Raw genomic sequence first — 24,368 nt, 5'->3', positions numbered from 1 at the left:
GATTTAACATCAAATTAAACAGGTTGACTCATGTGGCTGAATATTAAATCATTTGAAGAGTACAAAGAGGTTTACGAACAGAGCGAGAAGGATCGGGAAAAGTTTTGGGAGCACGAGGCCGGTACGTTTTACTGGCGAAAAAGCTGGGATAAAGTGCATTCCGGCGGTTTTGAAAATGGGGACATAAAGTGGTTTGAGGGTGGTAAGCTTAATATCACTGAAAACATGCTCGACCGCCATTTGAACACCATCGGCCATAAAACGGCATTTATTTTTGAACCGAATCACCCGGATAGTTTTCGCCGGACGATCACCTATCGCCAGCTGCATGAAGATGTTTGCAGATTTGCCAATGTTTTGGAGAGCAAAGGAATTGAGAAAGGGGATCGAGTCTGTATTTATATGGCGATGACGCCCGAATTGATTATTTCTGCACTGGCCTGTGCGCGTATCGGGGCGGTACACTCTATTGTATTTGCCGGTTTTTCGGCACAGTCTCTCGCCGAGCGTATCCAGGATTGCGATGCGAAGATGCTGATCACAAATGACGGCCTTCGTCGCGGAGATAAGCACGTTCCGCTAAAAGAGATTTCCGATGAAGCACTCGAGAATTGCCCAACGGTTAAAAATGTAATTGTTTGCCAGAGAACCAACCGAGAAATTGGTTGGGTTGAAGGGCGGGACGAATGGTGGCATATGCTTATTCGGAACGCATCCAAACGGCATAAAGCTGTTGAAATGGATGCGGAAGACCCACTTTTTATTCTATACACATCGGGGTCTACTGGTAAACCAAAGGGAGTATTGCACACATGTGGCGGCTACATGGTTTACACAAGCTATACCTTCAGAAATGTGTTCCAGGTAGAAGAGGAGGATGTCTATTGGTGTACAGCAGATGCCGGATGGATTACAGGGCATTCCTATATTATATATGGTCCGCTATTTAATGGCGCAACAGGGATAATTTTTGAGGGAACACCTACCTATCCCGATCCGGGCAGATTCTGGGAAGTGGTTGAAAAGTACAGAGTCACACACTTCTACACGGCACCAACGGCCATTCGCGCTCTGATGAGTTACGATATAAACTATGTTCAAAAATATGATCTAAGCTCACTGAAGGTGTTGGGTTCGGTTGGAGAACCGATTAATGAGGAGGCATGGCACTGGTATAACGACCATGTTGGCGGAGGACGTTGTCCCATTGTGGATACCTGGTGGCAAACGGAAACGGGTGGTATTTCCATTTCACCGCTTGCCGGGATTACGCCAACAAAACCCGGCTTTGCCACACTGCCACTCCCGGGAATCTCTCCGGTATTGATGGATGAAAACGGCAAAGAGATTGAAGGGAATGGCGTAAACGGAAATCTATGTATCAAACATCCCTGGCCGGGAATTGCCCGAACCATCTGGGGTGATCATGAGCGCTACTTAAAAACGTACATGAGCACGTACAAAGGGTACTATTTTACAGGTGATGGCTGCCGGCGGGATGCAGACGGTTACTACCGTATTACCGGACGTGTGGATGATGTATTGAATGTATCAGGTCACCGACTCGGTACGGCTGAAATTGAAAATGCCATCGATGAGCATCCGAATATTGTGGAGGCGGCCATTGTTGGATATCCGCATGACGTGAAGGGGCAAGGGATTTTTGCATTTATGGTTTGTGAAAAAGATCCTAAAGATCCCGAAGCCTTTAAGGGCGAAATACATGATCTGGTAACCAAAATCATCGGCCCAATTGCCAAACCTGATAAAGTCCAGATTGTATCCGGTTTACCCAAGACACGATCCGGGAAAATTATGAGAAGAATTCTGAGGAAAATTGCGGCCAAGGATTTGGAAAATATCGGGGATACTTCCACACTTCTCGATCCGGCTGTTGTTGAGGATATCAAAAAAGGAAAGGCGTATTAGTAGAATTTATAGGGTGAGAAAACACTCACCCTATTTATTTCTGTAATTAAATTACGATATAGCCAATTCCTAAAAGAATCGTACTTAATAGAAAGAGTACTAATCTGAAGCGAGTACTGGCAATAACCGGATGGAAAAGGACACCAAAAGTAAAGGGGTGACTTTTCAGCCAGTTGTAGTAGTGTTGCCGATGAAGCGCTCCCATAGCAGTGGTTACGTGCCCATGTAAAATGGTGAGCATAAAAGGTAATGCAAAAAGTATAGAACCCGGATAAGAGATAATTTTACTGATTCCGATAGAATTGCACAGGAAATAATAAGGCCAGGCAAAGATCAGTAAAAGAGGAACGGAGAGCGCCCAGTTAATAAATGCAATTCGGCGATAATTTTTTTCGCTCAGTTCAGAAGCAGGCATTGTGAAAGTTGTTTATTCTTTGATATGTAAGGTGATCCGTCAAAAGGCAAACCGAAAAAGTGAAAAGTGTAATATCAAAAAAGTGTGAAATAGTTTTTTACTTTTGCCTTTTCACTTTTACAGAAAGTTAAATCTGGCTCGCAATTAGCATTTCGATATCCCGGTACGGCATTTCAAACTGTTCGGCAAGGCCTTTTTTCGTCAGGTGCTTTTTGTAAATATAGGCGCCATTCCGAAGAGCTGTATTATTCCATAAACACTCCTCAATGCCTCCTGCGTCTCCCAAATCAACAAGGTAGGGGACGATTACGTTGTTTAGTGCGTACGTGGCTGTGCGGGCTACGTTGGATGGAATATTGGGAACACAGTAGTGAACCACATCATATTTTTTAAAAACCGGATTGGAGTGTGTAGTCGGTACGCTGGTAGAAATGCATCCGCCCTGGTCGATAACGGTATCGACAATTACACTGCCCGATTTCATAGATTGAACCATCGGGTCTGTCACCCAGCAGGGTGCACGTTCACCTTCTGTCATGGCAGCGCCAATTACTACATCAGCAAAATCCAAAGCGGTGGAGAGATATTGATGATTTGCCGTAGCGGTAATAATTCGTCGATCAAAAGAATTTTCGAGACGGCGAAGCATGGCGAGATCGTTATCCATCACAAAAACCTGTGCTCCGTAACCGAGAGCGGTTCGGGCAGCATACTCTCCGGTAATTCCGGCACCTAAAATGGCGACGGTTGCCGGCGGAATTCCGGAAATGCCTCCTAACATAATTCCCTGTCCGTCGCTGCTATTTTCTAAATAGTGTGCAGCGATCTGAACAGCCATTGATCCCGTAATTTCGTGCATCATCCGAACAATCGGGAACTCATTGTCGCGGCTTTTAATGTACTCATATCCGATGGCGCAGACTCCTTTCTTAATGAGTGAATTCAAAAAATCGGGCGTAGTGTGGCCAAGATGAAGGGCTGACAGTAAAATCTGATTTGGCTGCATCCAGCCAAGTTCAGTTTTGGTGGGAGGTGCCACCTTTACGATCATTTCAGACTTTTTGAAAAGTTCTTCTGCGCTATGAGCGATTTCTGCACCGGCTTCGGCATATTCATTATCTGAAAAGTGTGCATCTGCTCCTGCATTTTTTTCAACATAAATTTCATGGCCATTTGCCACAAGAATGGAGACACCTCCGGGAGTAAGAGAAATTCGCCGCTCATCATTTGAAGTTTCTTTAGGCAGACCGATTTTCAGTGAACGGGCTGATTTGGTCTTCATCAGACTCTTTTCTAAGGTCTGAATACCTAACTGTTCGGTGTCGAAAGGATTGAGTTCCATAACAAGAGCAATCTACTAAGTGAGCGGATGATATAAATTGATTTTGCACATCATCCATAAATGTTTAAAAAATCCTTTAAGTTAATCTAATCAAATTCAACCAGATCTTCATTTAGATATAATACGCAACGAATGGCGAATCATCCCAGAACAAAAAAAAGTTTAGGCCAGCATTTTTTGAAGGATCCCAATATGATCCGGAAAATTGTGGATTCCATCCCGGCTCAAAAGAGCGACAGAATTGTGGAAATTGGTCCGGGAGCAGGTGCTATTACCGGTTTGATACTGCAAGAGTATGATGATGTAGTGGCCGTGGAGATTGATCAGAGAATGGTTGAGCATCTTTCGGCAGAGCATCCGAATCTGAAAATTGTTCATGGGGATATTTTAAAAAGCGATTGGTCCGAATTTGTAGTTGCCGACAAGCCTGTTCATGTAGTTGGGAATCTTCCGTACTACATCACCAGTCAGATTTTATTTAAAGTTTTGGAGTATAGAAAGCATATTCAATCTGCACTGTTGATGATGCAGAAAGAGGTAGCAGAGAGAATTGTGGCCGACCCGCGAAGTAAAGAGTACGGAATATTGAGTGTTCAGACTCAGCTGATGAGCAGTCCGGTGATTTTGTTTGATGTTCCGCCCGGTGTTTTTTCACCGCCGCCAAATGTGAACAGCGCCGTGTTAAAATTGACATTCGACAGGCCGGATATGACATGTTCGGATAAGAATTTAAAAACGGTTGTGCGCATGGCGTTCAATCAGAGAAGAAAGAAATTGAGCAATGCCCTGAGGCGGTTGGATGCGGAGTTGCCGGAAGATGAATTCGACTTTAACTTACGAGCCGAAGCACTGACGCCCGACATGTATGAAAAGTTGACAGCCCGCCTTGAACAACTTGGCACATTTTCATGACTTATATGTCTGTTTGATCTGATGTAACCCCTTCATTTTAACAATTCGAATACCATTTGGCACTTCTTTGGTTTTGGTACGGATGTTGCAGACATCAAGGCAGAAGAAAAAGCGCATTCTATGCGTGACAAAAAATTAACGATTAACCAAAAACCTAATAAGTAAGGAGTCATAATATGGCTAGTATAAAACCATTAAGCGATCGAGTGCTTGTTCGCCCGATCGAAGCTGAAGAAAAAACCAGCTCCGGAATTATCATCCCTGACACTGCAAAAGAGAAACCACAACGGGGAACCGTGGTTGAGGCAGGTCCCGGAAAAGTTGAAAACGGGAACAAGATCGACATGTCTGTTAAGAAAGGAGATGAAGTCCTCTACGGAAAGTATTCCGGAACCGAAGTTACTCTTGATGGTGAAGAGTATCTGATTATGAGAGAATCAGACATTCTCGGTATTGTATCCTAACAGCATTTGTCAAAAACGATTTAATAAACACTAACAAAACAATTTAAAATTATGTCAGCAAAACTAGTTCATTACGATGCGGAAGCACGCGACGCACTAAAACGCGGCGTGGATAAGCTTGCGAACGCAGTTAAAGTTACATTGGGCCCTCGCGGAAGAAATGTAGTTATTGAGAAATCTTTCGGAGCACCAACCGTAACCAAAGATGGTGTAACCGTAGCTAAAGAGATTGAACTCTCTGATAAGGTTGAAAATATGGGCGCACAGATGGTACGTGAAGTTGCGTCTAAAACAAATGACAATGCGGGTGACGGTACAACAACGGCTACCGTATTGGCTCAGTCCATTATTCAAACCGGTCTGAAAAACGTTACTGCCGGTGCAAACCCAATGGAACTGAAGCGTGGTATTGAAACTGCGGTTGATGCGGTTGTAAAAGAGCTGAAGGCTCTGAGCAAACCTGTTGGCGACAGTCTCGACAGTATCCGTCAGGTTGGAACCATTTCTGCAAACGGCGACGAAGAGATCGGTAATAACATTGCCGATGCTATGGAGAAAGTTGGTAAAGATGGTGTGATTACCGTTGAAGAGGCAAAAGGTACTGAAACCTACCTCGAAACTGTAGAAGGTATGCAGTTCGACAGAGGATACCTCTCTCCATACTTTGTGACCAACAGTGAGAATATGACCACTGAAATGGAAGATCCTTACATCCTGATTTTCGACAAGAAGATCTCTGCGATGAAGGACCTGCTTCCAATCCTTGAGAAAGTGATTCAAACCAACAAGCCGCTGCTGATTATCGCCGAAGATATTGAAGGCGAAGCACTGGCTACTCTGGTTGTGAACAAACTGCGCGGATCATTGAAGATTGCAGCTGTAAAAGCTCCGGGCTTTGGCGACAGAAGAAAAGCAATGCTCGAAGATATCGCAATTCTGACCGGCGGTACCGTAATCAGCGAAGAGCGCGGTTACAAGCTTGAAAATGCGACTCTCGACTTCCTCGGTACAGCAGATCGACTAAACATTACTAAAGACGATACAACTCTCGTTGGCGGTAATGGCAAGTCTGATGACATTAAAGCACGTATCAATCAGATTAAATCTCAGATCGAGAACACAACTTCTGACTACGACCGTGAGAAGCTGCAAGAGCGTCTTGCCAAACTAAGCGGCGGAGTTGCAGTACTTTACATCGGAGCTGCTTCTGAAGTTGAAATGAAAGAGAAGAAAGCTCGCGTTGAAGATGCCCTGCACGCAACACGTGCTGCCGTAGAAGAGGGAATTGTTCCCGGCGGTGGTGTGGCATTCCTGAGAACGTTGAAAGTTTTCGATAAACTGAAAGCTGAAAACGGCGATCAGGAAGTTGGATTCAACATCATTAAGCGTGCGCTTGAAGCTCCATTGAGAGCTATTGCAAACAACGCCGGTGTTGAAGGATCCATCGTTGTACAGAAAGTGCTTGAAGGAAAAGACGCTTTCGGTTACAACGCTCGTACCGAAGTATACGAAGATCTGATCAAAGCGGGTGTTATCGACCCAACGAAAGTAACCCGAACCGCACTTGAAAATGCTGCCTCAGTTGCCGGCTTGATGCTGACAACCGAAGCTGTAGTCGTCGACAAACCATCAAAGAATGATGATGACGACGATGGCGGAATGCCAGGTGGTATGCCGGGCGGAATGGGAGGAATGGGCGGCATGGGAGGAATGATGTAATTCCACCCCCATAAAACCCAGACTGACTATTCAGTTTGATTTTAAAGCCTCAATCCGATTCTGGGTTGAGGCTTTTCTTTTGGCGCAAATCTTCGGTTTTATCCAAAAAACAGTTCACTGTCCACCTCCTGTACTACGCGCCAGATCATGGTACCGGAATCAAAAACGAGGTGAAAATATCGCTCCTTTTTGGTCAAAACTACATAGTGGTAGTGGTAAGCTTTGCCGACCCTTTCGCGATGCGTTTGCCGGATTTGTTTAATGCGGTGCTTCTCTCCGTTGCGAAGTTCAAACCGGTAGGGCGTAACTGCGTGAGGCAGATCGGGGGTGCGGAATCCCCGCATGACATTAAGTACGTTAATGGGCGGATATTTCTCTTTTTTGCTCATACTGCTTCCTCTAATATTATGGAGAAACAGTTTAAACATATATCACACATATATCAATATGTATGCAGAACTTTATGAGAAAAGATCCCGGTAGGGGTTGATGAGTTGCTTGCCTGAATTTCTGGCGCTGTTCACCTCTTTGCCTACCCGATAGAAAGAGATGTCATCATTTGGCCATGGACGCAGCAGATCTTTGAGGGAGTCTGTATCCTTGTTTTCCGGGTCGAGCCAGATATCCAGTTCTTCATCCAGCAGCATGGCCGGCATCCGGTCGTGAAGTTCAGAAATGGGTTTGTTGGCATCGGTTGTGATAATGGTGAAACTTTTGATGGGAGCCTCGCCCTCTTTCTGTGGTTTCCACTCCTCATAGAGCCCGGCAAAGTTTATCAACTCCGACCGTTTTTGAGTAATGTAATGAGGGATTTTTTCTCCGCCGGCTTTCTTCCATTCATAAAAACCATTGGCCGGTATCACACATCGTTTTGATTTGAAGGGGGAAGCGTAAGACTTCTTTTGTTCAAGCGATTCCGCCCTGGCATTGATCATCGAGTAGCCCGAGTTGATCTCTTTTGCCCAGAATGGAATCAGTCCCCAGCGATACTTGTCAATCTTTCGCTGGTCTCCCTGCTGAACAATGACCGGCATATGCAGGCTTGGAGCAACATTGTAATTCTCTTCAATGGTAAATATTCCTTCGGGAGTTGCCCCATATTTCTGTTGGAGCTCCTGCAAGGTGATTTTTAAAACATAGCGTCCGCACATAGTCAGTCATTTATATGTCAGTCGGGGTTTATTGAACGGTAAAGGTAGGGAGAATTTTGGTGTCTCGTTTAGTCTTGATCATTGCGGAATGACAATTACAAAATATATGTATGAAATATGTAAATAAACTTTTTATACTGTGGTATGGACCCGAAAGAGTATACCGATTATGATCTGGAACAGGATGTGCATCGCATAACGCTATACAGCACGGTAGCGAAAGAGCATCAGCACATTTCCCGTAAAAAGAGATTATATCTGCATCTGGATATGAACTGTTTTTATGCTCAGGTTGAACAGCAGGCCTACAACCTGTACGGGTTACCGGTAGCGATGGGAGGATGGAGAAAACCGAACGGCGTGGCACGTGGTATTGTGGCAACGGCCAGCTACGAGGCGCGTGCCCTGGGGGTGAAAACTGCCATGAGCGCGTTTGAGGCGTCACAAATTTGTCCATACCTGGTGTTTAAACAGATCGACTATGATAAGTACAAAGCGATCAGCCGACAACTGAAATCGATTCTCGACTCCTACTCACCGGAAGTGGAGAAATACTCGATGGATGAGTACTTCATGGACATCACATTTCTGCTCAGAAAGGCTCGCTCGCAACTGGAGGCGTATGCCCGGAAACTGAAAGAGGAAATTTATCGGAGGCTTGGGCTTGTCTGTTCGGTGGGCATTGCAACCAGTAAAACCTATTCAAAACTGGCGTCAGATCTGCAGAAGCCAAAAGGGCTTTCTCTGATTCTCACACCGGATGATGCCGCCCAATATATCTACCCGCTCCCGATTGATGAGGTGTGGGGTATAGGGCGGAGGCGATACGAACACCTGAAGAAGTACAATATTCACACCATCGGGGATGCCATCAAGCAGGGGAAAGGTCCGTTTCAGAAACTTTTTGGTGAGATGCAGGGACAGCTCTTCTGGGAAACGGTAGCCGGACGTGACAAGGCGCGGGTGCTGATCGATGAGGTTCATATTCCGGATGAAGTAAGCTACATGCACACGTTTTCGGACTGGACAGACAATCCCATTGAAGTGAAAGGGGAGATTGTAAAAGCCGTACGGAAGGTCTGCTACCGAATGCGCGGATATCAGCGAAAAGCAAGGCGTTGGGGGTGTCATATTCGTTACCAAGAGGCGCATTGGGAAGGGCACTCTTTTACCTTTACCACAGCGGGATTTACCAATCTGGACGACTACGTACTGGACGCATGCCTGACTGAGGCGATGCGAATTGTGAACAGTGCACTGGAGAGAAATATCAAAATCAGGGGAATTGGTCTGCACACCATCGAAATGCAGCAGACGGAACAGGGCGAGCTATTTTTTCAGGAAGATAACGATTTGAGGGGACTGACCCGTGCGGCCGACTGCCTGAATAACTGCTACGGACCCGATACGGTAGCAAAAGCGGCTATTCACGAAAGCGTAAAAGGGAACACCCATTTTGTGAATCGAAGTTAAAATTCACGAAGCAGGAAATTCCCTTTTGTCTGGTAAAATGTTGACTACTTTTTAGGTGTATCCTCAACCTCGTCAAGCTGCTCGAGGGAAAGGCCTTCTATCAATGAATCGTAGTTTGTGATGTCTTTCGGCAAAATGATTTGATTCTCATCTTTGCCCAGTCCGTCCAGTACTTTTAAGTATTTCTGTTTTAGCTGCAGTTTCATCGCCTCTTTCCCCTTAGGCTGTGATATGGCATCGGCTATCTGCTCGATGGAAACGGCGGTGGCTTCGGCGATCGCCTCAATCTCATTGGCCCAACCTTCCGCTTCGTTTATTCTGCGCTGCATTTCTGCCTCGGAGATGTTTACCATTTCGGCTCTTCGTCCCTGGGCGTCATTTACGTTTGAGTCCCGAACACCTTCAGATTTAGCGATTACGGCCCGTCGCTCTCTTTCAGCCGTCATTTGACGCTCCATCGCTTTTTGTACGGTACGGGGAGTATTGATGTTTTTGATTTCATATCGATGCACGCGAATTCCCCACAAGCGCTCCACATCTCCCAACACTTCAACCACTTTCTTGCTCATCTTGGCTCGTTCCTCGAACGTTTCGTCAAGGTCCAGAAGTCCAATCACAGAACGCGTGGTGGTTTGCGCGAGTTGCACTGCGGCGTATCGATAGTTGGTGATCCCATAACTGGCGTTCACGGGATCGACTACGCTAAGATAAAGAACACCATCCACCTCAACTTTTACATTGTCTTTGGTGAAACATTCCTGGGGTTCTACCTCAATGGTTTCCTCACGCAGGTCCTGCTTGTAAACGACCTTATCCACAAAAGGAATCAGGGCGTGAAATCCGGGTCCAAGCGTTTTGTGGTAATTCCCGAGACGCTCCACGATGTGCGCGTATTGATTGGGCACAAGGCGTAGTGCCTGTAAAAATTTAAACGTCAGATAGATCGCAAAAATCGCCAGTACAACCTGGCTAAAAATATTTAATGCACTCATGATGTTGGCCCCTGCGGATTAGCTGATGAAGATGAATGACTGTTTTGAGTGTGTCGATTAAGTGTTCCAACGCCCTCAAAAAATGTTTTTAGGTTGGCAGTCTCTGTTGGGAGAACTGAAACATTTGTACTCTTAATAATTTTGCCAAACTGGTCGATATACTGCTCTACAAGTTTTGTCTTGACGGCTATATCACCGCCCGGTTTTTCAATGGCTTTGGAAACCCGCCGGATTCCATTGGCAGTTGCGGTTGCAATCAACTCAATCTCCTTTGCCCGTCCTTTAGCTTCGTTGATTCTACGCTGCCGCTGAGCTTCTGAGATTAAAATCTGGCTTTGTTGCTCTCCCTTTGATTCGTTAATCCGTGCTTCCCTGTACCCTTCAGAATTTGTGATTTCAGCACGCTTTTCACGCTCGGCCTCCATCTGCTTCTCCATGGTATCTACAATATCATTGGAGGGACTAATATTTTTGATCTCGTACCGCATTACCTTAATTCCCCAGGGGTCGGCGGCCTTATCGATCTCTTCCACAATATTCTCGTTCATCATATCCCGTTCCGAAAACGTATCGTCGAGCGTAATTTTACCGATTTCGCTCCGCATGGTGGTTTGCGCAAGATTAACTGCCGCGGCTATGTAATTCGAAATTCCGTAGCTGGCGCGGTACGCATCCATCACCTTAATGTAGATCAGCCCGTCAACGGCCACTTCAATATTATCTTTGGTAATACAGGTTTGGCTCGGTACATCAATCACCTGTTCTCGCATCTCCTGCCGGTATGCGGCACGATCAACAAAGGGTATCATAAAATGAAAGCCCGGAGATAGCGTTTTTTTATATTTTCCAAGACGCTCCTGGATGACCTCTTCACGGAACTCCACAATGATGAAAAGTCGAGTTATAATCACAAAAAGGATTGCAAAAAATATGAGTAGTGCTGTCCACATAATCAGTTTCTATTTCGGTTTTTAAGTTGTTCTTTTGATGGCTCTTTTACGCCCAGGGCTTCTACAATCCAGGTTGTGTTTTCGCGGTATTGGATTCGTACTTTTTCACCCGCTTTGATGGTGCCGTCAAGAGATTTGGCTCTCCAGCTTGTTCCGTCAAGCCGAATTCTCCCGCTGTTATCCTCTTCATTGATCTCTTCGATGACTTCAACTATTTGATCCATCGCTTCGTAATCCTCGTCCGCATACTTAAAATAACTCTCCGGTTTTAAATATTTTTTTATAAACGGACGAATTGCAATGGTAAGGACCACGGACAGTATCAGCCATACAGCGATAGAGGCTCCGGTGCTTGAAAGAAGTCCTAAAAACCGAAGCACACCGACTGTTATTCCACTGAATCCCAGGAATAGGGCAACACCTCCCGGAAGTGCCAATTCGAGCAGCATCAACAAAAGGCCGCCACCGAGAAAAATCCAGGTAAGAAGATCTGCATCCATAAAGAAGGAATAGATTAATGATTTTTGGTTAGATAGGGATTTGTACGGTTAAAATCTACAAAGGTTATCCAATAAATTATGATCTGTTAAAGATCTAATATCTTTAGATCTACTTACACAAATAAATTTTACCTCGGTTCGATTTTAGAGTAGGGATTGATAATCTCTAAATACGATGTTACATCTGCCAAAAGACTCCTCATTTTTTCTTATTTTCAATTCGAAAATAGAGCAACTCATCAAATAAATCTGCCACAACATGTATTCAAATCTGAAAGACGATCTGCAAGCTGAACTGGATCAAATCAAAAAAGATGGACTGTATAAAGAGGAGCGTGTCATAACAACGCCTCAGGGTGCCGTCATCAAAACGACGAAAGGGGCTGAAGTAATCAATTTTTGCGCAAATAACTATCTCGGATTGTCATCTCATCCCCGGGTGGTTGAAGCCGCCAAGAAAACGATTGATGAGTACGGTTATGGGATGTCGTCGGTTCGATTCATTTGCGGTACGCAGACGATTCACAAAGAGCTGGAAGCAAAAATCTCGGAGTTTTTAGGCACAGAGGATACGATTCTTTACGCTGCTGCATTTGATGCTAACGGAGGAGTGTTTGAGCCGCTTCTTGGAAAAGAGGACGCCATTATTTCCGATCAGCTGAATCACGCTTCTATTATTGATGGTGTTCGGTTGTGCAAGGCGCAGCGATACGTGTACAAGCACAACGATATGGCGGATCTTGAAGAGCAGCTGAAAGCAGCATCCGGTGCGCGGACAAAAATCATCGCCACAGACGGAGTCTTCTCGATGGACGGAACCATTGCTCAGCTTGACAAAATTTGCGACCTGGCCGATAAGTATGACGCTTTGGTGATGAGTGACGAGTGCCACTCTACCGGATTTGTCGGTAAAACCGGTCGTGGAGTACACGAATACAGAGATGTGATGGGTAGGGTGGATATCATCACAGGAACGCTGGGTAAGGCACTTGGCGGTGCATCCGGCGGATTTACGGCTGCCCACAAAGAGATTGTAGATATGTTGCGACAGCGTTCACGTCCGTACCTCTTTTCAAATACACTGGCTCCTGCCATCACCGGGGCATCCATTGAAGTGTTAAAACTGTTGAGTGAAACAACGGAATTGAGAGACAAGCTGGAAGATAACACCACCTATTTCCGAAAAGCGATGACAGATGCCGGATTTGATATCAAGCCGGGGAATCATCCAATTGTGCCGGTGATGCTGTACGATGCGAAAGTATCGCAGGATTTTGCCGAAAAACTTCTCGAGAAAGGAATTTATGTGATCGGTTTTTACTACCCGGTTGTACCAAAAGGCGAAGCAAGGATTCGGGTTCAATTATCGGCTATCCATGAAAAAGAGCATCTTGATAAAGCGATCGAGGCATTTACAGAAGTTGGGAAAGAACTGGGTGTTATTGATTAGAACATGGTTAGGGAGTTCCCCTCCTGAGCAAGGAGGGGACAGGGGAGGTTGCCTCCTTGAATTACAACTCAGGCCATCAATTTTCCGTGATAGAGCAATGTTAAATCCCAAAAAGACCAAAAACCAACGCCGTTATCTTCGGAAGAATATGACAAAATGGGAAGTGCGTCTTTGGAGTGATCTGAAGGGGAAGAAAATGTTTGGTTTTAAAGTAAGAAGACAATTTGGAGTTGGTAACTATATTATCGATTTCTATTGTCCGGAGTTAAAGCTGGCTATTGAAGTTGATGGAGATGTCCATCACTTTTCTGATAAAAAGAAAGCTGATAATGCTAAAAATGGCTATGTGAATGAACTTGGGATTAAAATGGTGAGGATTCAAAATTCAGATTTTAATGAAGATTACGAAACCGTTTTGAAACACCTTGAAAGAGTATTTATAGTCCGGGCTAAAGAGTTTGGACTTACAATTGATGATGCTTGAGGGGCTACCTCCCCTTAATCCCCTCCTTACACAGGAGGGGAGAATTCTACCATAACTGAAATTGAGAATAATTTAGATTGTATAATGAGTAAAATCTTAATAACCGGAGCCTGCGGGCAGCTGGGAAGTGAGCTGACCACAGAATTGAGAAATATCTATGGGACAGAGAATGTAGTTGCATCCGATATTCGTGAGCCGATTGGTGATGGACCGTTTGAACAGCTGGATGTGATGGATAAAGCACGAATTGAAGAGGTAATCGAGAAGTATAATATTACTGTTATTTATCATCTTGCTGCTCTGCTTTCAGCTAATGCAGAAAAAAATATCGATCTGGCCTGGAGGCTCAACATGGATGGCCTTCTCAATGTGCTGAATATTGCGAGGGAGAAAAATTTGGAGAGAATTTTTTGGCCAAGCTCAATTGCCGTTTTTGGTCCCGATGCACCCAAAAAAGATACGCCGCAAAACACCGCAACCAATCCAACCACGGTTTATGGAATTACGAAAGTAGCAGGTGAGCAGTGGTGTGCCTATTTCTACAACAAGTTTGGCGTGGATGTGCGCAGTCTTCGCTATCCCGGTTTGATTGGCTACAAATCTCTGCCCGGTGGCGGTACGACAGACTATGCTGTGGATATTTACCACAAAGCACTGGCAGGTGAAAAGTTCTCATGTTTTCTGGAAGCGGATGCAGCCCTTCCAATGATGTATATGAGCGATGCAGTAAAAGCTACGATCGATCTGATGCAGGTTCCTGAAGAAAAGGTGAAAGTGCGAACAAGCTACAATGTCTCGGCGATCAGTTTTACGCCGGAGGAGATTGCCAAATCCATCAAAAAACAGATTCCCGGTTTTGAAATTGAATATGAACCGGACTACCGGCAGGAGATCGCCTCCTCCTGGCCCGATAGCATTGATGATTCGGCAGCCCGTTCCGACTGGGGTTGGAAGCATGAGTTCGATCTGGACAAGATGACAGCAGACATTTTCAAAAACTTACCTCAGATTATCGAAAAGGCAGAAAGCTAATTTTTTTAAAAATTGGTTTGAGAATATCCCCTCCTTGTAAGGAGGGGACTCAGGGGAGGTAGCTTGCTTATTTTAAATAGAGGAGTTTAATCATAAAATAATCTGACTTTATACCGCACAAATACTCCTGTTTAAATGCTATTAGAACCCGAACAAATCATACTCATCATAGAAGCAGCGGGAACGTTTGCCTTTGCTGTTTCCGGTGCAACGGCTGCCATTAGAAGCCGGTTTGATCTCTTCGGAATTTTTGTCCTGGCTTTTGTGACGGCCATAGGTGGCGGAACCATTCGGGATGTGATGATCGGCAACCTGCCGGTCAACTGGCTCACCGATACACTGGCCATAACCTCCGTCATCGCCGGCTTTATTTTTACTCTTTTAATCTATCGTCGAATGAAAAAACTGGAAGGGTGGCTTTTCACTTTTGATGCAGCCGGACTCGGCCTGTTTACCGTGATGGGAACTCAGATCGGGCTGGAAGCTGGGATGAGTGTGGGGATCTCAATCGCCTTAGGAACAATTACCGGATGTTTTGGAGGAGTACTGAGAGATGTACTGGCAGGAACCAAACCACTCATTTTTCAGGAAGAGATCTACGCGATGGCTGCAGTCACGGGCGGGATTATATTTACCTTAATTCTGAACTTCTTCGATGCACTTTTTGTAGCCCAGCTAACCGGAATCGTTGTGATCGTATTCATCCGGGTCATCGCGGTGCGTTACAAGGTGGGATTGCCAAGGATGAATGTCGACTAAGATCTAACCTGACAGCCTGCCTTTGCTAAGCTTCGGCAGTCAGGCACCAACCAGATGTGTCAGCGTTGGGGAAAGAGATTCATTATTGTGAAATTTTCCTACATTTCGATAGGCTATTTTATGGGACGCTGTCAGAAACACGGAAAAGCGGCATGAATGCTGACATGTTTCAAATCCCCTCGACGCTTGAAGGAGCCTGAAAAGCACAGGCACGCTTAAAGGTCTCGGTACGCACATCTGCGAAATCCAAAAATCCGCTTTATCCGCGACCCTTCTTTTGGTTGATGACGTAGTTCACAAACAGAAACTCGATCGCTGCTGCCTCGTACCCCTTCCAGTTTTTGATCATTTTCAGAAATTTTTCTTCTGATGTGTTTGCGGGATCTCCGCCGTAACTCATAATAATCCATTTCCGCAATCCTTTCTCTTCACCGCTTTTCATATTGCTCGGAAAAACAGCCTCGGTTGTTTCGCGGAACAGCATCAGGTCCTGAGCCGAAGTAGGCCCGATGCCCCGAACTTTTGAGATTTTGTCATAAAATTCCTGTGGACCGGCTTCTCTGTCCAGGTAATCCAGATCAACTTCTCCTGCCAGAATATCCTGTGCGAGTCCTACCATGTATTCCCCTTTTCTGAGCGTGGGACCCATTTTCCGAATTTGAGCCGGATCGGCTTTGGCCAGCTGAAAGGGCCGCGGCCATGCGGGGAGAGTCTTGCCGTTATGCGTAAGATGTGTACCGTAAGCCTCCCGGACTTTAAACGCCATCTTCTTCGCGGTCGGTTTATGCGCCATCTGCATCTGGATGATCCGGTTCATGATATCTTCCAAAAGCGTTCCGCGCGACATCCTCTTCAATCCATAAAACTCTGTCAGTTTGGGGCCAAGAACGGAGTCGTTTTCAGCAAGATCATAAAGTGGACGCAAATCCAGGTTGGTACCTAAAATTCTGGCTAAAGTTCGATTTGCCTGTTCAATTTCATCTTTGGAAAGATCTTCAGCTGTTTCAATATGGAACTCCGGTTTTTCAGGATCGCCGTTGAAAAAAATGGTTGCAATGATATCCCTTTCATCAAGTGGAATCGGCCGGGTAAAACCTTCTTCAAATATAGATTCTGGATCATGCTCGTGATCGAAGTAACTCTCAACATCGAGGCAGATAAACCAGTCGTGTGGCGGGATGGATTTAAGAGTCCAGGAAGACATAAAATAAGATCAATTATGGATTGGGTATGATGAAGGTAAAAAGTTTCGCTTTGAATTACGTTCCGGAAAATCGGATTTGTTGCGTTTTCCAATTTCTTGTGGTTATTTCATTTAAACTTAATGTTAATCTCATCCTCCCATTATGATTTCAAAACGCTTTCCTTTTCTGCTTGCCTTTATTATAGTCACCTTTGGGTTTTTACCGGTTCAATCACAAACAATTATTGAAAACTGGACGCCTGAAGCAATGGTAGACCAGCCAGTAGTGGGTCCTCCCGCTATTTCACCTGATGGTTCCATGGTTGCATATATCATCCGTGAGACTAAAATGGAGGGTGAAGAGTCTGAATTTCTATCACACATCTGGGTGGCATCTGCCGATGGCACGATGAATCGCCAGTTTACCCGGGGTGATCAATCCGTTTCAAATCCACAATTTTCTCCGGATGGTGAGTATCTGACATTCACATCACGCAGGAGTGGGGAGAATCAGGTCTATCGGATGTATCTGAATGGCGGTGAGGCTGAACAGATCACCCATGCTGAAAACGGTGTTGGAAGTTACGCCTGGTCACCGGATGGAAATCGAATTGCGTATACCATGTCTGACTCTAAATCTGAAGAGGAAAAAACTAGAGAAAAAGAGAAGCGTGATGTAACTGTTGTGGATACAGATTTTAAGTTTTCCAGAATTTATGTTCAGGAAGTTGAAGCAGACAGTGCAAAGGCTATTTACGAAGGAGATTTGCATACCTCATCATTTGATTGGTCGCCGGATGGGGAGACTATTGTATTCGCCCATCAGCCAACCCCTAAAATTGAGGACCGCTACAAAATGGATATCTCTACGGTGCCGGCAGACAGCGGTTCAGTAACGAACATCATCGATTGGGAAGGAACGGACAGCTCACCAATGTATACTCCGGATGGCAGTTCAGTTGTATTTACATCCCACGGCGGAGAGCTGGAAGCGATTGGGCTACAGGATCTTTATGTAGTCAACCTTTCAAGCGGAGAAGTTCGGGATTTAGCTCATACGTATGACAGAAATGCGAGCATTGTTGGATTTGATGATAACAGTCAACTACTCATTCAGGAGCCCAGAAGAACAGTTTCGGCGCTATACAGGGTTCCACTTAACGGTGGTGATCCAACGTTGCTGACAGAAGAGGATGGGATTTATCGAGGTTTTGCGGTCAGTAATGATGGCAGTCATGTAGTTTTTAACTATCAAAACTCAGATCAGCCGGCTGAGGTTTACATGAGTGAATTGGGCCAAATTTCAAAGCAAAAAATCTCCACGCTGCATGATGAATCTGAATTTCCGGAGATGGGCAAAACCGAAGTACTGACCTGGACGTCAGAAGATGGAACAGAAATTGAAGGGCTGCTGACCTACCCGGTTGGTTACGAGGAGGGTGATCGCGTTCCTCTGATTCTGATGGTACATGGCGGACCTGCCGGTGTCTATTCTCAAAGCTGGACAGGCGCGGGCAGCATCTACGCCATTCAATATTTCGCTGAAAAAGGATATGCGTTGCTGCGTCCAAATCCGAGGGGAAGTACCGGGTACGGCAAGGAGTTCAGGTATGCGAATTTCCAGGATTGGGGCTTCGGTGATTATGAAGACCTGATGACAGGTGTCGACAAAGTAATTGAGATGGGAGTTGCAGATCCGGACCGACTGGCTGAGATGGGCTGGAGTTATGGCGGGTATATGACTTCGTGGATTGTTTCTCAAACGGATCGATTTAAAGCGGTGAGTATGGGAGCTGGTTTGTCGAACCTGGTGAGCATGGTGGGTACGACAGACATTCCGGGCTATCTGCTTGGGCACATGGGAGGTCCGTATTGGAATGGAAATATGGAAACGTATGAGCGACATTCGGCCGTCTACTACATGGACAATGTGGTAACTCCTACTCAGATTATTCACGGCTCAAATGATATGCGTGTTCCGCTTGGCCAGGGCCAGGAATTTTACTGGGCACTTCAGGAGAAAGGGGTAGATACAGAGATGATTCTGTTGCCGCGAACCGGTCACGGGCCGACTGAACCGAAACTGATTTCTGAAGTTTCCACACGTATTCTGCAGTGGTTTGATCAATATATTGAGCGGTAGTTTCAATTATCCCTGAGTATCCGTCTGACCGCTTAGAGCGGTCTGACGGGTTTTACATGCTACTCTGCGAAAATCAACAAGAAATAGGGTTTTGGGTTCTCGCAGAGTTTTGCAGATGACTCGCTGAGTTGCACTGAGGCAGTCATTAAAAATTATTTGAAACGTTACCCTGCTGTTTTCAAACAGAAATGGTATTATCTTATCAGAAATCAAACAGATGAGCCAATCCTTTTTATGAAAACAGTGATCTCCTTACTCTTGCTGTTGCTGGTAATTACCGTGGATCTTTCCGCCCAGGGATTCAACTCCCTGAATGGCCGGAATCATCCCTATCTGAACTGGCAGGTTGCTGAGACGGAGCACTTCAGAATTATCTATCCGGATCGGATTTCAAACATCATTCCTCAGGCCTCAGCCATTGCTGAAGAGAGTTACGCTGCTTTGTCTGCTAATCTTGAAGTGGATTTTTCTAAAAAAGTCAGGATCTATCTGTCGGACGAAGATGAGATTGTAAACGGTTTTGCCAACCCAATCGGAAAGGGTTACACCGCCATTTGGGTGAACCTTAACGACTATGCCGAAACCAAGACCGGAAGTGAAAAGTGGCTGCGGAAAGTTATTGCTCATGAGCTGGGACATATTTTCCATTTCAAGGCAGTTTGGTCCGATTTTGGGCTGTTGAATTATGTGATTGCCGACCCACTTCCCCGCCACTGGACGGAGGGATTGGCACAATATCAGACGGAATATTGGGACTCCCAGCGTGGCGATCGCTGGCTCAGAAAAGCAATTTTTGACAGCCGTCCCGGATTCAACGATGGGCAGTCCATCGAGAACGGAAGGCTGATGTACGCAGTTGGGAATTCACAACTTCGCTATTTTACCGAAAAATATGGTGATAGTACACTCGTGAATCTCCTATCGCACAGAGATGATTTTCTGGGAATAGAGTACCACGATTTTAACAGTGCCTTTGATGATGCGGTAGAAGGCGGATATCAATCTTTTTATGAGGATTGGCGCAAGCACATGAATGTCTACTACAATACCCTGGCATCTCAAATGGAGCGCACGGATTCATTGGACACAGAACCGATTTCCCTTCCCGGTCAGTTCTATTACGATGTGGCGGTAAGTCCGGATGGCTCACAACTTGCCGTACTTTCACTGCAGTCTCTTGCCCGTCCGGTTCGGAGTCTCCATATCATTCAGAACGATTCTACCCGAAGCAGCCGGAAAATAGCAGAGGGCTCCATCAACTCAGACCTTGCATGGAGTTCTGACGGTTCAGCTCTGTATTATTCCCGAACGGTTCGGGGAGTAAACTCTTCACTGTTGAATGACATTTTCACCCTGGATATCGAGTCTGGAAAGGAAGAACAACTTACCCACAGCCGGAGAGCTAAATACCCTACACAGGGTCCGCTAAAGAACACAATTGCCTACATTGTTAACGAAGATGGGAATGGGAATTTATTTCAGCTGGATCTGGAAACCGGAGAGGAGAATAGAATCACAAATTATCAAAATGATATTCAGATTTTCCATCCGCTTTGGGTAAAAAGCGATCAGTCTTGGCTGATTCATAAGTTCGATGAAAACGGTAATCGTAATATGGTTTTGGTCGATCCCCTTTCAGGCAATGAAACAGTATTGGACCGAAATGATACAGACAACAGAAATTTTGTTTTGAGTCCCGATGGCAGCAAGATGGCTTACACATCCCTTCGCGATGAAGTGCCGAATGTGTTTTTGTACGATTTTGAAACAGGGGAAGAGCGTCGGATAACCAATCTCTTCACCGGTGGAGAAGTTTATGGCTGGACATCATCAGTGGATACGCTCGAGACGGAAAGACTGCTGATCAAAGCGAGTGAAACAAAACGAAGGGATCAAGTCTATTGGGTTGATCCGCATAGGGATGTATTCTTGGGTGATGATAGGGTGCCCGAAGTTTATTCGAGCTGGAGGCTCAAACAGGCGCCGAATATGATTTCGTCCGGTATTGAGCCCGATGAAAGTCTGATTGTCGACCAGTACAAGTACCGGCCGATTCAGAATTTGACGCATGCATCAACCATCATACTGCCTTACTTCGGAGATTCGAGAAACTGGGGACTGTTTGGGGTGACCGGATTTACAGAACCGCTGGGTAAACATCTTTTTGCGGCAACAGGAAACATTTCGCTTGGTAATTTAGACTACTCATACGGTGTGTTGAGCTATATCAACAACCAGTTTTATCCATCTATTACCACCTCGATCTATAAAACTCCGGGGAGCGCCTTTTTTTATGGGGATAAATTTCTGGTTGAGGAGCTCATTGGCGGTCAGATTACGGTAAATATTCCGGTTGACCGTTTTGAGGCGCCTTATCAAGATGGCAGTGTTTATACACGACTCCGTCATGTTCTGATTCACCCTTTTGATCGGGATGCATTTACGGGTTCATTCCAGGTACCGGCGCCGGAGCAAGCCCGGCAAACAGATCTGACGGTTGGATTTCAGATCAAAAAACAGAGGCCTTGGAGAGATAATGTGATTCACCCGCTGGACGGCTGGGGAGTTCGAGGTTTACTGACAGGTGCAGAAAAGATATTTGGATCGGAAGTGAGATTTGCAACGGCAGATTTGAGCGCATACAAGGTGTTGCACCCAATCGGAATGCAGAGGATATATCTATACGGACGATATCAGCAGCAGTGGGGATCTCCGTTACTCCAAAACTATATCGGTTTTTCCCGGCTGGATAATATCCATTTAAGTTTGCCGGGAGAAGTGCCGCTCGAGTTGTTTAATCAGGCTGAAAGAGTTCGCGGATACCGGGAGTTTATTGCCGGAGATCGTGTAGCGTTTGGCCGATTTGAGTATCGGATACCATTTCTGCCCTCTTTAGATACAACCATTTTAGGACTGCTGGATTTAGGGGCAACTTCAATTTCGATGTTTTCAGACGTCGGTGTGGTTTGGAATGCACGGTTTGTAGATGGGACCACAGGCAGGGAACAGCGATGGGGAGCAGGTGCTGAACTGAAAAATTCACTAAGTCTTGCCGGCATCAGGATTGCCCATGCAGTTGGAATTGCACAGCCGGCGCAGGAGCTTTTCACAAATACCGATTACGATCTTTACTATCGGGTGCGTGCGGTGGTTCCGTTTTAATAAAGAAGAGTATTGGGTAGTAAGTATGAAGTATAAAGTAAACTGCATTTTTACTTGCTACCTAATACTTACTACTTAATACTGAATCAAATTCCTCTCCTCAATCCGCGCTCTGTAAATCTCCAATCCTCAATCGTGCTGTTGATTTCCCTGTCGCTCCAGGTGATTTCTGTTTTTCGATCTTCGCGCAGATCATACATCGTCATCTTAGTCGGGCTCCAGAGTTGGTCCGTGATCTCCTCTAAATTCTCCGCTTCAAGACGTTTGATTTGATTATCATCTTCATCATAATAGTGGATTTTTTGCAGAGCGTACTTCTCTTTTAAAATTTCAAATTCCACATAAGCATACTGATCGGAATCCGGTTTAGAAGCTCGGACCAGATAGTAGTCTTCATTTTCTTCGAGCCACTCAAAGTCATAATCATCCGGATCCTGATCTCCAAGATCTTCGTAGGTAAAATCACTTCCCATAAAGCGGTCGCCTCTCTCGGCTGAACCGATTGTTTGTATTCGTCCCACAGAAGGAAGATAGAGTCGCTGAGTGGTACTGCCATCTTCACGGACGGATAGAAATCCGGTGCCACGAACATTTCCCGGATCTGAAAAGATGATCAGGCTCTTGTTATCGTCGCCATCAACCAAATTCCATGATTGCATGGTTCTGGAACGGGTTCGTCCTCTTGGATCGGTAATCACCATCTCCATTTTTGCCGTTTCAGACTCGATGGAATTTCTGCGGTCATCCACCTCTTCAAAAATGGATCGAGCCTGCTCTTCGTCAGTGATTCTCTCCTGTGCAGAAAGTTGGTTCGTGAGGGTGAAAAGGAGCAAAAGGGTAAGTAAAAGTGTTAGTTTCTTCATATAGTTACTTTTTTTAGAAAAAACAGCCTGAATATTTTAAACGTTCAAACAGATCTCACTTTATTTGACTGAGATTTTTTCAGGTCTTTTTCAAAAAAGAACTTTGATCGTCCAAATGCCGGTTTAAGATCATCAAGCCAGATGGCATCCGGATTATACTCGGCAAAAAATGGTCTGTCTACCCAGTCGGGATTTCTGCCTTGAATGAGGCGAAGTACAAACACCTTTTCTCCGTGGATCTCTTCTACTCCGAGAATTTGCACCTTGCCGGGATGAGCCGACATGCTGGGTCCTCTCACGGTTCGCCCAAGTCCGCTTGTTTGTTGATAAGCCTCTCGAAAAATATGCCAGGCTCGTTCAAGAGGGATACCGTAAAAGTGTTGAGCACCGGTGTTTCGAACCACAAACATATAGTACGGGATGATTCCCATTTGCACCTGCTGTTGCCACATTTTAGCCCATATATCAGGATGATCATTAATTTTGTAGAGCAGGGGTGACTGGGTGCGTATTACAGCCCCAGTCTGTTGAATATTTTGAATGGCTTTTTTAACAATGGCAGTTTCCTGTTCAACCGGGTGGTTGAAATGTGCCATAAAAGCAAGATGTATTCCCGAATCAACTACTTTTCTAAAAAGATTGAGAGTTTTGTTTGCATCGCGGTCAGTTACATACTTGTAGGGCCAGTAACTCAGGGATTTACTTCCAATACGAATGTTTTGCAAATTTGGGAGGTCAGCTTCAAGAAGCGGGTTAATATATTGTTCCAGAATTTCAGCTTTCATAACCATTGGGTCACCGCCGGTAATGAGAACATCTGTAACCTGAGGATTTTCTCTGAGGTAACCGATAAGTTTTTCAATTTCTCGTGTCGCAAATCTATAATCCTTCATGCCTACAAACTGAGGCCAGCGAAAACAAAATGAACAATATGCATGACAGGTTTGTCCCTGGCTGGGAAAAAAGAGGGCTGTTTCACGATATTTATGCTGAATTCCCTCTAGTTTTTCTTTATGATACTGCGGAACGTTATGATCCATTTGTCCTGCAGGATTGGGATTTAGTTGCAACCTGATTTCATTGGCCTTAGCTTTAATTTCGTTTTTTGAAGCGCCGCTTCTAATCAGATCAGCCATCGTATTAAAGTGTTCATCTTTCAAAAGCTCTTTTACCGGAAAAGTCAATATGAAAATGGGGTCGTCGGGGGCGTTATCCCAATCAATTAATTCATCAATCACATAATTATTGGCTTTGAAAGGTAAAACTGATCCCACAACTTCAATCGCGAACTTCTCTTCTTCCGACAGTTTTTCCATTTGAGGAATTTCACGAAAATTTCTGAGGGTATAGGGTTTATAGTTTTGAACTGAAAAGTCAGAATGGCCATTTGTTATCATAATCTCCTCATTTGACGATTTACTTTTCATTTAAAAACTATCAATACT

21 protein-coding genes are annotated in these 24,368 nt (G+C 45.1%); 11 read left to right on the top strand and 10 right to left on the bottom strand.

Annotation, left to right across the window (positions count from 1 at the left end; translation table 11 throughout):
* The first annotated feature begins 30 nt into the window (after positions 1 to 30).
* Positions 31 to 1,929 carry an acetate--CoA ligase gene (gene acs / locus CWD77_RS10545; RefSeq protein ID WP_206018001.1) on the top strand — a complete coding sequence of 633 codons (1,899 nt, stop codon included), beginning with the start codon at positions 31 to 33 and terminating at the stop codon, positions 1,927 to 1,929.
* Positions 1,930 to 1,975: 46 nt separating this feature from the next.
* Here acs and CWD77_RS10540 read toward each other — a convergent pair whose 3' ends face one another.
* The gene (locus tag CWD77_RS10540; protein WP_101073541.1) at positions 1,976 to 2,344 is read right to left on the bottom strand and encodes a hypothetical protein; all 369 of its coding nucleotides are present in this window, start codon (positions 2,342 to 2,344) and stop codon (positions 1,976 to 1,978) included.
* Between the two features lie 127 nt (positions 2,345 to 2,471).
* Positions 2,472 to 3,626 (bottom strand): alanine dehydrogenase, encoded by a 1,155-nt coding sequence (locus tag CWD77_RS10535; protein ID WP_240596769.1) that lies wholly within the window; start codon positions 3,624 to 3,626, stop codon positions 2,472 to 2,474.
* Between the two features lie 192 nt (positions 3,627 to 3,818).
* Here CWD77_RS10535 and rsmA point away from each other — a divergent pair, with 192 nt between their 5' ends.
* The 3 genes from rsmA to groL all read left to right on the top strand — a co-directional run bounded on the left by rsmA (position 3,819) and on the right by groL (position 6,781).
* Positions 3,819 to 4,598, top strand: coding sequence for a 16S rRNA (adenine(1518)-N(6)/adenine(1519)-N(6))-dimethyltransferase RsmA (gene rsmA / locus CWD77_RS10530; RefSeq protein ID WP_101073539.1), 780 nt, complete (start codon positions 3,819 to 3,821; stop codon positions 4,596 to 4,598).
* 176 nt (positions 4,599 to 4,774) lie between these two features.
* Positions 4,775 to 5,062, top strand: coding sequence for a co-chaperone GroES (gene groES, locus CWD77_RS10525; RefSeq protein WP_069133402.1), 288 nt, complete (start codon positions 4,775 to 4,777; stop codon positions 5,060 to 5,062).
* Positions 5,063 to 5,113: 51 nt separating this feature from the next.
* Positions 5,114 to 6,781 (top strand): chaperonin GroEL, encoded by a 1,668-nt coding sequence (groL, locus tag CWD77_RS10520; protein ID WP_101073538.1) that lies wholly within the window; start codon positions 5,114 to 5,116, stop codon positions 6,779 to 6,781.
* 98 nt (positions 6,782 to 6,879) lie between these two features.
* Here groL and CWD77_RS10515 read toward each other — a convergent pair whose 3' ends face one another.
* Together CWD77_RS10515 and CWD77_RS10510 are read right to left on the bottom strand one after the other, a co-directional pair.
* Positions 6,880 to 7,170 (bottom strand): hypothetical protein, encoded by a 291-nt coding sequence (locus CWD77_RS10515; RefSeq protein WP_101073537.1) that lies wholly within the window; start codon positions 7,168 to 7,170, stop codon positions 6,880 to 6,882.
* A 72-nt stretch (positions 7,171 to 7,242) separates the two neighbouring features.
* Positions 7,243 to 7,932 (bottom strand): SOS response-associated peptidase, encoded by a 690-nt coding sequence (locus CWD77_RS10510; RefSeq protein ID WP_101073536.1) that lies wholly within the window; start codon positions 7,930 to 7,932, stop codon positions 7,243 to 7,245.
* Positions 7,933 to 8,076: 144 nt separating this feature from the next.
* On the opposite strand from CWD77_RS10510, the gene CWD77_RS10505 reads away from it, so the two are divergent.
* Complete coding sequence (locus CWD77_RS10505) at positions 8,077 to 9,405, top strand: DNA polymerase Y family protein (RefSeq protein ID WP_101073535.1); 1,329 nt, start codon at positions 8,077 to 8,079, stop codon at positions 9,403 to 9,405.
* A gap of 44 nt (positions 9,406 to 9,449) precedes the next feature.
* Here CWD77_RS10505 and CWD77_RS10500 read toward each other — a convergent pair whose 3' ends face one another.
* From CWD77_RS10500 to CWD77_RS10490, 3 genes are read right to left on the bottom strand one after another with little or no spacing between them, the layout of a single operon-like run.
* Positions 9,450 to 10,397, bottom strand: a complete 948-nt coding sequence (locus tag CWD77_RS10500) for an SPFH domain-containing protein (RefSeq protein ID WP_101073534.1) — start codon at positions 10,395 to 10,397, stop codon at positions 9,450 to 9,452.
* The gene (locus CWD77_RS10495; protein WP_101073533.1) at positions 10,394 to 11,347 is read right to left on the bottom strand and encodes an SPFH domain-containing protein; all 954 of its coding nucleotides are present in this window, start codon (positions 11,345 to 11,347) and stop codon (positions 10,394 to 10,396) included. Before CWD77_RS10495 ends, CWD77_RS10500 begins: the two co-directional genes overlap by 4 nt.
* A 2-nt stretch (positions 11,348 to 11,349) precedes the next feature.
* Positions 11,350 to 11,847: an NfeD family protein gene (locus CWD77_RS10490; protein WP_101073532.1), complete on the bottom strand. Its 498-nt coding sequence runs from the start codon at positions 11,845 to 11,847 to the stop codon at positions 11,350 to 11,352.
* A 259-nt stretch (positions 11,848 to 12,106) separates the two neighbouring features.
* Between CWD77_RS10490 and kbl the strand changes: the two genes are divergently transcribed.
* The 4 genes from kbl (at position 12,107) to CWD77_RS10470 (ending at position 15,572) form a co-directional block, all read left to right on the top strand.
* Positions 12,107 to 13,297 (top strand): glycine C-acetyltransferase, encoded by a 1,191-nt coding sequence (gene kbl, locus CWD77_RS10485; protein ID WP_101073531.1) that lies wholly within the window; start codon positions 12,107 to 12,109, stop codon positions 13,295 to 13,297.
* A complete protein-coding gene (locus CWD77_RS15565) occupies positions 13,224 to 13,781 on the top strand; it encodes an endonuclease domain-containing protein (protein ID WP_101073530.1) in 558 nt (185 codons plus the stop codon). Before kbl ends, CWD77_RS15565 begins: the two co-directional genes overlap by 74 nt.
* Before the next feature lie 84 nt (positions 13,782 to 13,865).
* Entirely contained in the window at positions 13,866 to 14,813 is a 948-nt protein-coding gene (locus CWD77_RS10475; RefSeq protein WP_101073529.1) for an NAD-dependent epimerase/dehydratase family protein, read from the top strand.
* A 135-nt stretch (positions 14,814 to 14,948) separates the two neighbouring features.
* On the top strand, positions 14,949 to 15,572 hold the full coding sequence (locus tag CWD77_RS10470) for a trimeric intracellular cation channel family protein (RefSeq protein ID WP_101073528.1): 624 nt from the start codon (positions 14,949 to 14,951) through the stop codon (positions 15,570 to 15,572).
* A 259-nt stretch (positions 15,573 to 15,831) separates the two neighbouring features.
* On the opposite strand, the gene CWD77_RS10465 is transcribed toward CWD77_RS10470, so the two are convergent.
* On the bottom strand, positions 15,832 to 16,776 hold the full coding sequence (locus CWD77_RS10465; protein ID WP_101073527.1) for a DNA-3-methyladenine glycosylase family protein: 945 nt from the start codon (positions 16,774 to 16,776) through the stop codon (positions 15,832 to 15,834).
* Between the two features lie 142 nt (positions 16,777 to 16,918).
* On the opposite strand from CWD77_RS10465, the gene CWD77_RS10460 reads away from it, so the two are divergent.
* Complete coding sequence (locus tag CWD77_RS10460) at positions 16,919 to 18,898, top strand: S9 family peptidase (protein WP_101073526.1); 1,980 nt, start codon at positions 16,919 to 16,921, stop codon at positions 18,896 to 18,898.
* Between the two features lie 234 nt (positions 18,899 to 19,132).
* The gene (locus tag CWD77_RS10455; RefSeq protein WP_133120218.1) at positions 19,133 to 22,060 is read left to right on the top strand and encodes a M48 family metalloprotease; all 2,928 of its coding nucleotides are present in this window, start codon (positions 19,133 to 19,135) and stop codon (positions 22,058 to 22,060) included.
* Positions 22,061 to 22,146: 86 nt separating this feature from the next.
* Here the strand turns inward: CWD77_RS10455 and CWD77_RS10450 are convergent, their stop codons facing one another.
* Both CWD77_RS10450 and CWD77_RS10445 read right to left on the bottom strand, forming a co-directional pair.
* Positions 22,147 to 22,923 (bottom strand): outer membrane lipoprotein-sorting protein, encoded by a 777-nt coding sequence (locus CWD77_RS10450; protein ID WP_101073524.1) that lies wholly within the window; start codon positions 22,921 to 22,923, stop codon positions 22,147 to 22,149.
* 44 nt (positions 22,924 to 22,967) lie between these two features.
* The gene (locus tag CWD77_RS10445) at positions 22,968 to 24,320 is read right to left on the bottom strand and encodes a KamA family radical SAM protein (protein WP_101073887.1); all 1,353 of its coding nucleotides are present in this window, start codon (positions 24,318 to 24,320) and stop codon (positions 22,968 to 22,970) included.
* Positions 24,321 to 24,368: the final 48 nt, after the last annotated feature.

It is taken from the genome of Rhodohalobacter barkolensis (genome assembly GCF_002834295.1).
Classification (GTDB): domain Bacteria; phylum Bacteroidota; class Rhodothermia; order Balneolales; family Balneolaceae; genus Rhodohalobacter; species Rhodohalobacter barkolensis.
The sequence above is the reverse complement of the archived record's forward strand: the minus strand, read 5'-3'. Positions and strand labels throughout refer to the sequence as shown.

Coding starts and splice junctions, on each gene's coding strand:
- acs (WP_206018001.1), top strand. CDS start 31: ATGTGGCTGAATATTAAATCATTTGAAGAGTACAAAGAGGTTTACGAA.
- CWD77_RS10540 (WP_101073541.1), bottom strand. CDS start 2,344: ATGCCTGCTTCTGAACTGAGCGAAAAAAATTATCGCCGAATTGCATTT.
- CWD77_RS10535 (WP_240596769.1), bottom strand. CDS start 3,626: ATGAAGACCAAATCAGCCCGTTCACTGAAAATCGGTCTGCCTAAAGAA.
- rsmA (WP_101073539.1), top strand. CDS start 3,819: ATGGCGAATCATCCCAGAACAAAAAAAAGTTTAGGCCAGCATTTTTTG.
- groES (WP_069133402.1), top strand. CDS start 4,775: ATGGCTAGTATAAAACCATTAAGCGATCGAGTGCTTGTTCGCCCGATC.
- groL (WP_101073538.1), top strand. CDS start 5,114: ATGTCAGCAAAACTAGTTCATTACGATGCGGAAGCACGCGACGCACTA.
- CWD77_RS10515 (WP_101073537.1), bottom strand. CDS start 7,170: ATGAGCAAAAAAGAGAAATATCCGCCCATTAACGTACTTAATGTCATG.
- CWD77_RS10510 (WP_101073536.1), bottom strand. CDS start 7,932: ATGTGCGGACGCTATGTTTTAAAAATCACCTTGCAGGAGCTCCAACAG.
- CWD77_RS10505 (WP_101073535.1), top strand. CDS start 8,077: ATGGACCCGAAAGAGTATACCGATTATGATCTGGAACAGGATGTGCAT.
- CWD77_RS10500 (WP_101073534.1), bottom strand. CDS start 10,397: ATGAGTGCATTAAATATTTTTAGCCAGGTTGTACTGGCGATTTTTGCG.
- CWD77_RS10495 (WP_101073533.1), bottom strand. CDS start 11,347: ATGTGGACAGCACTACTCATATTTTTTGCAATCCTTTTTGTGATTATA.
- CWD77_RS10490 (WP_101073532.1), bottom strand. CDS start 11,847: ATGGATGCAGATCTTCTTACCTGGATTTTTCTCGGTGGCGGCCTTTTG.
- kbl (WP_101073531.1), top strand. CDS start 12,107: ATGTATTCAAATCTGAAAGACGATCTGCAAGCTGAACTGGATCAAATC.
- CWD77_RS15565 (WP_101073530.1), top strand. CDS start 13,224: ATGAAAAAGAGCATCTTGATAAAGCGATCGAGGCATTTACAGAAGTTG.
- CWD77_RS10475 (WP_101073529.1), top strand. CDS start 13,866: ATGAGTAAAATCTTAATAACCGGAGCCTGCGGGCAGCTGGGAAGTGAG.
- CWD77_RS10470 (WP_101073528.1), top strand. CDS start 14,949: ATGCTATTAGAACCCGAACAAATCATACTCATCATAGAAGCAGCGGGA.
- CWD77_RS10465 (WP_101073527.1), bottom strand. CDS start 16,776: ATGTCTTCCTGGACTCTTAAATCCATCCCGCCACACGACTGGTTTATC.
- CWD77_RS10460 (WP_101073526.1), top strand. CDS start 16,919: ATGATTTCAAAACGCTTTCCTTTTCTGCTTGCCTTTATTATAGTCACC.
- CWD77_RS10455 (WP_133120218.1), top strand. CDS start 19,133: ATGAAAACAGTGATCTCCTTACTCTTGCTGTTGCTGGTAATTACCGTG.
- CWD77_RS10450 (WP_101073524.1), bottom strand. CDS start 22,923: ATGAAGAAACTAACACTTTTACTTACCCTTTTGCTCCTTTTCACCCTC.
- CWD77_RS10445 (WP_101073887.1), bottom strand. CDS start 24,320: ATGATAACAAATGGCCATTCTGACTTTTCAGTTCAAAACTATAAACCC.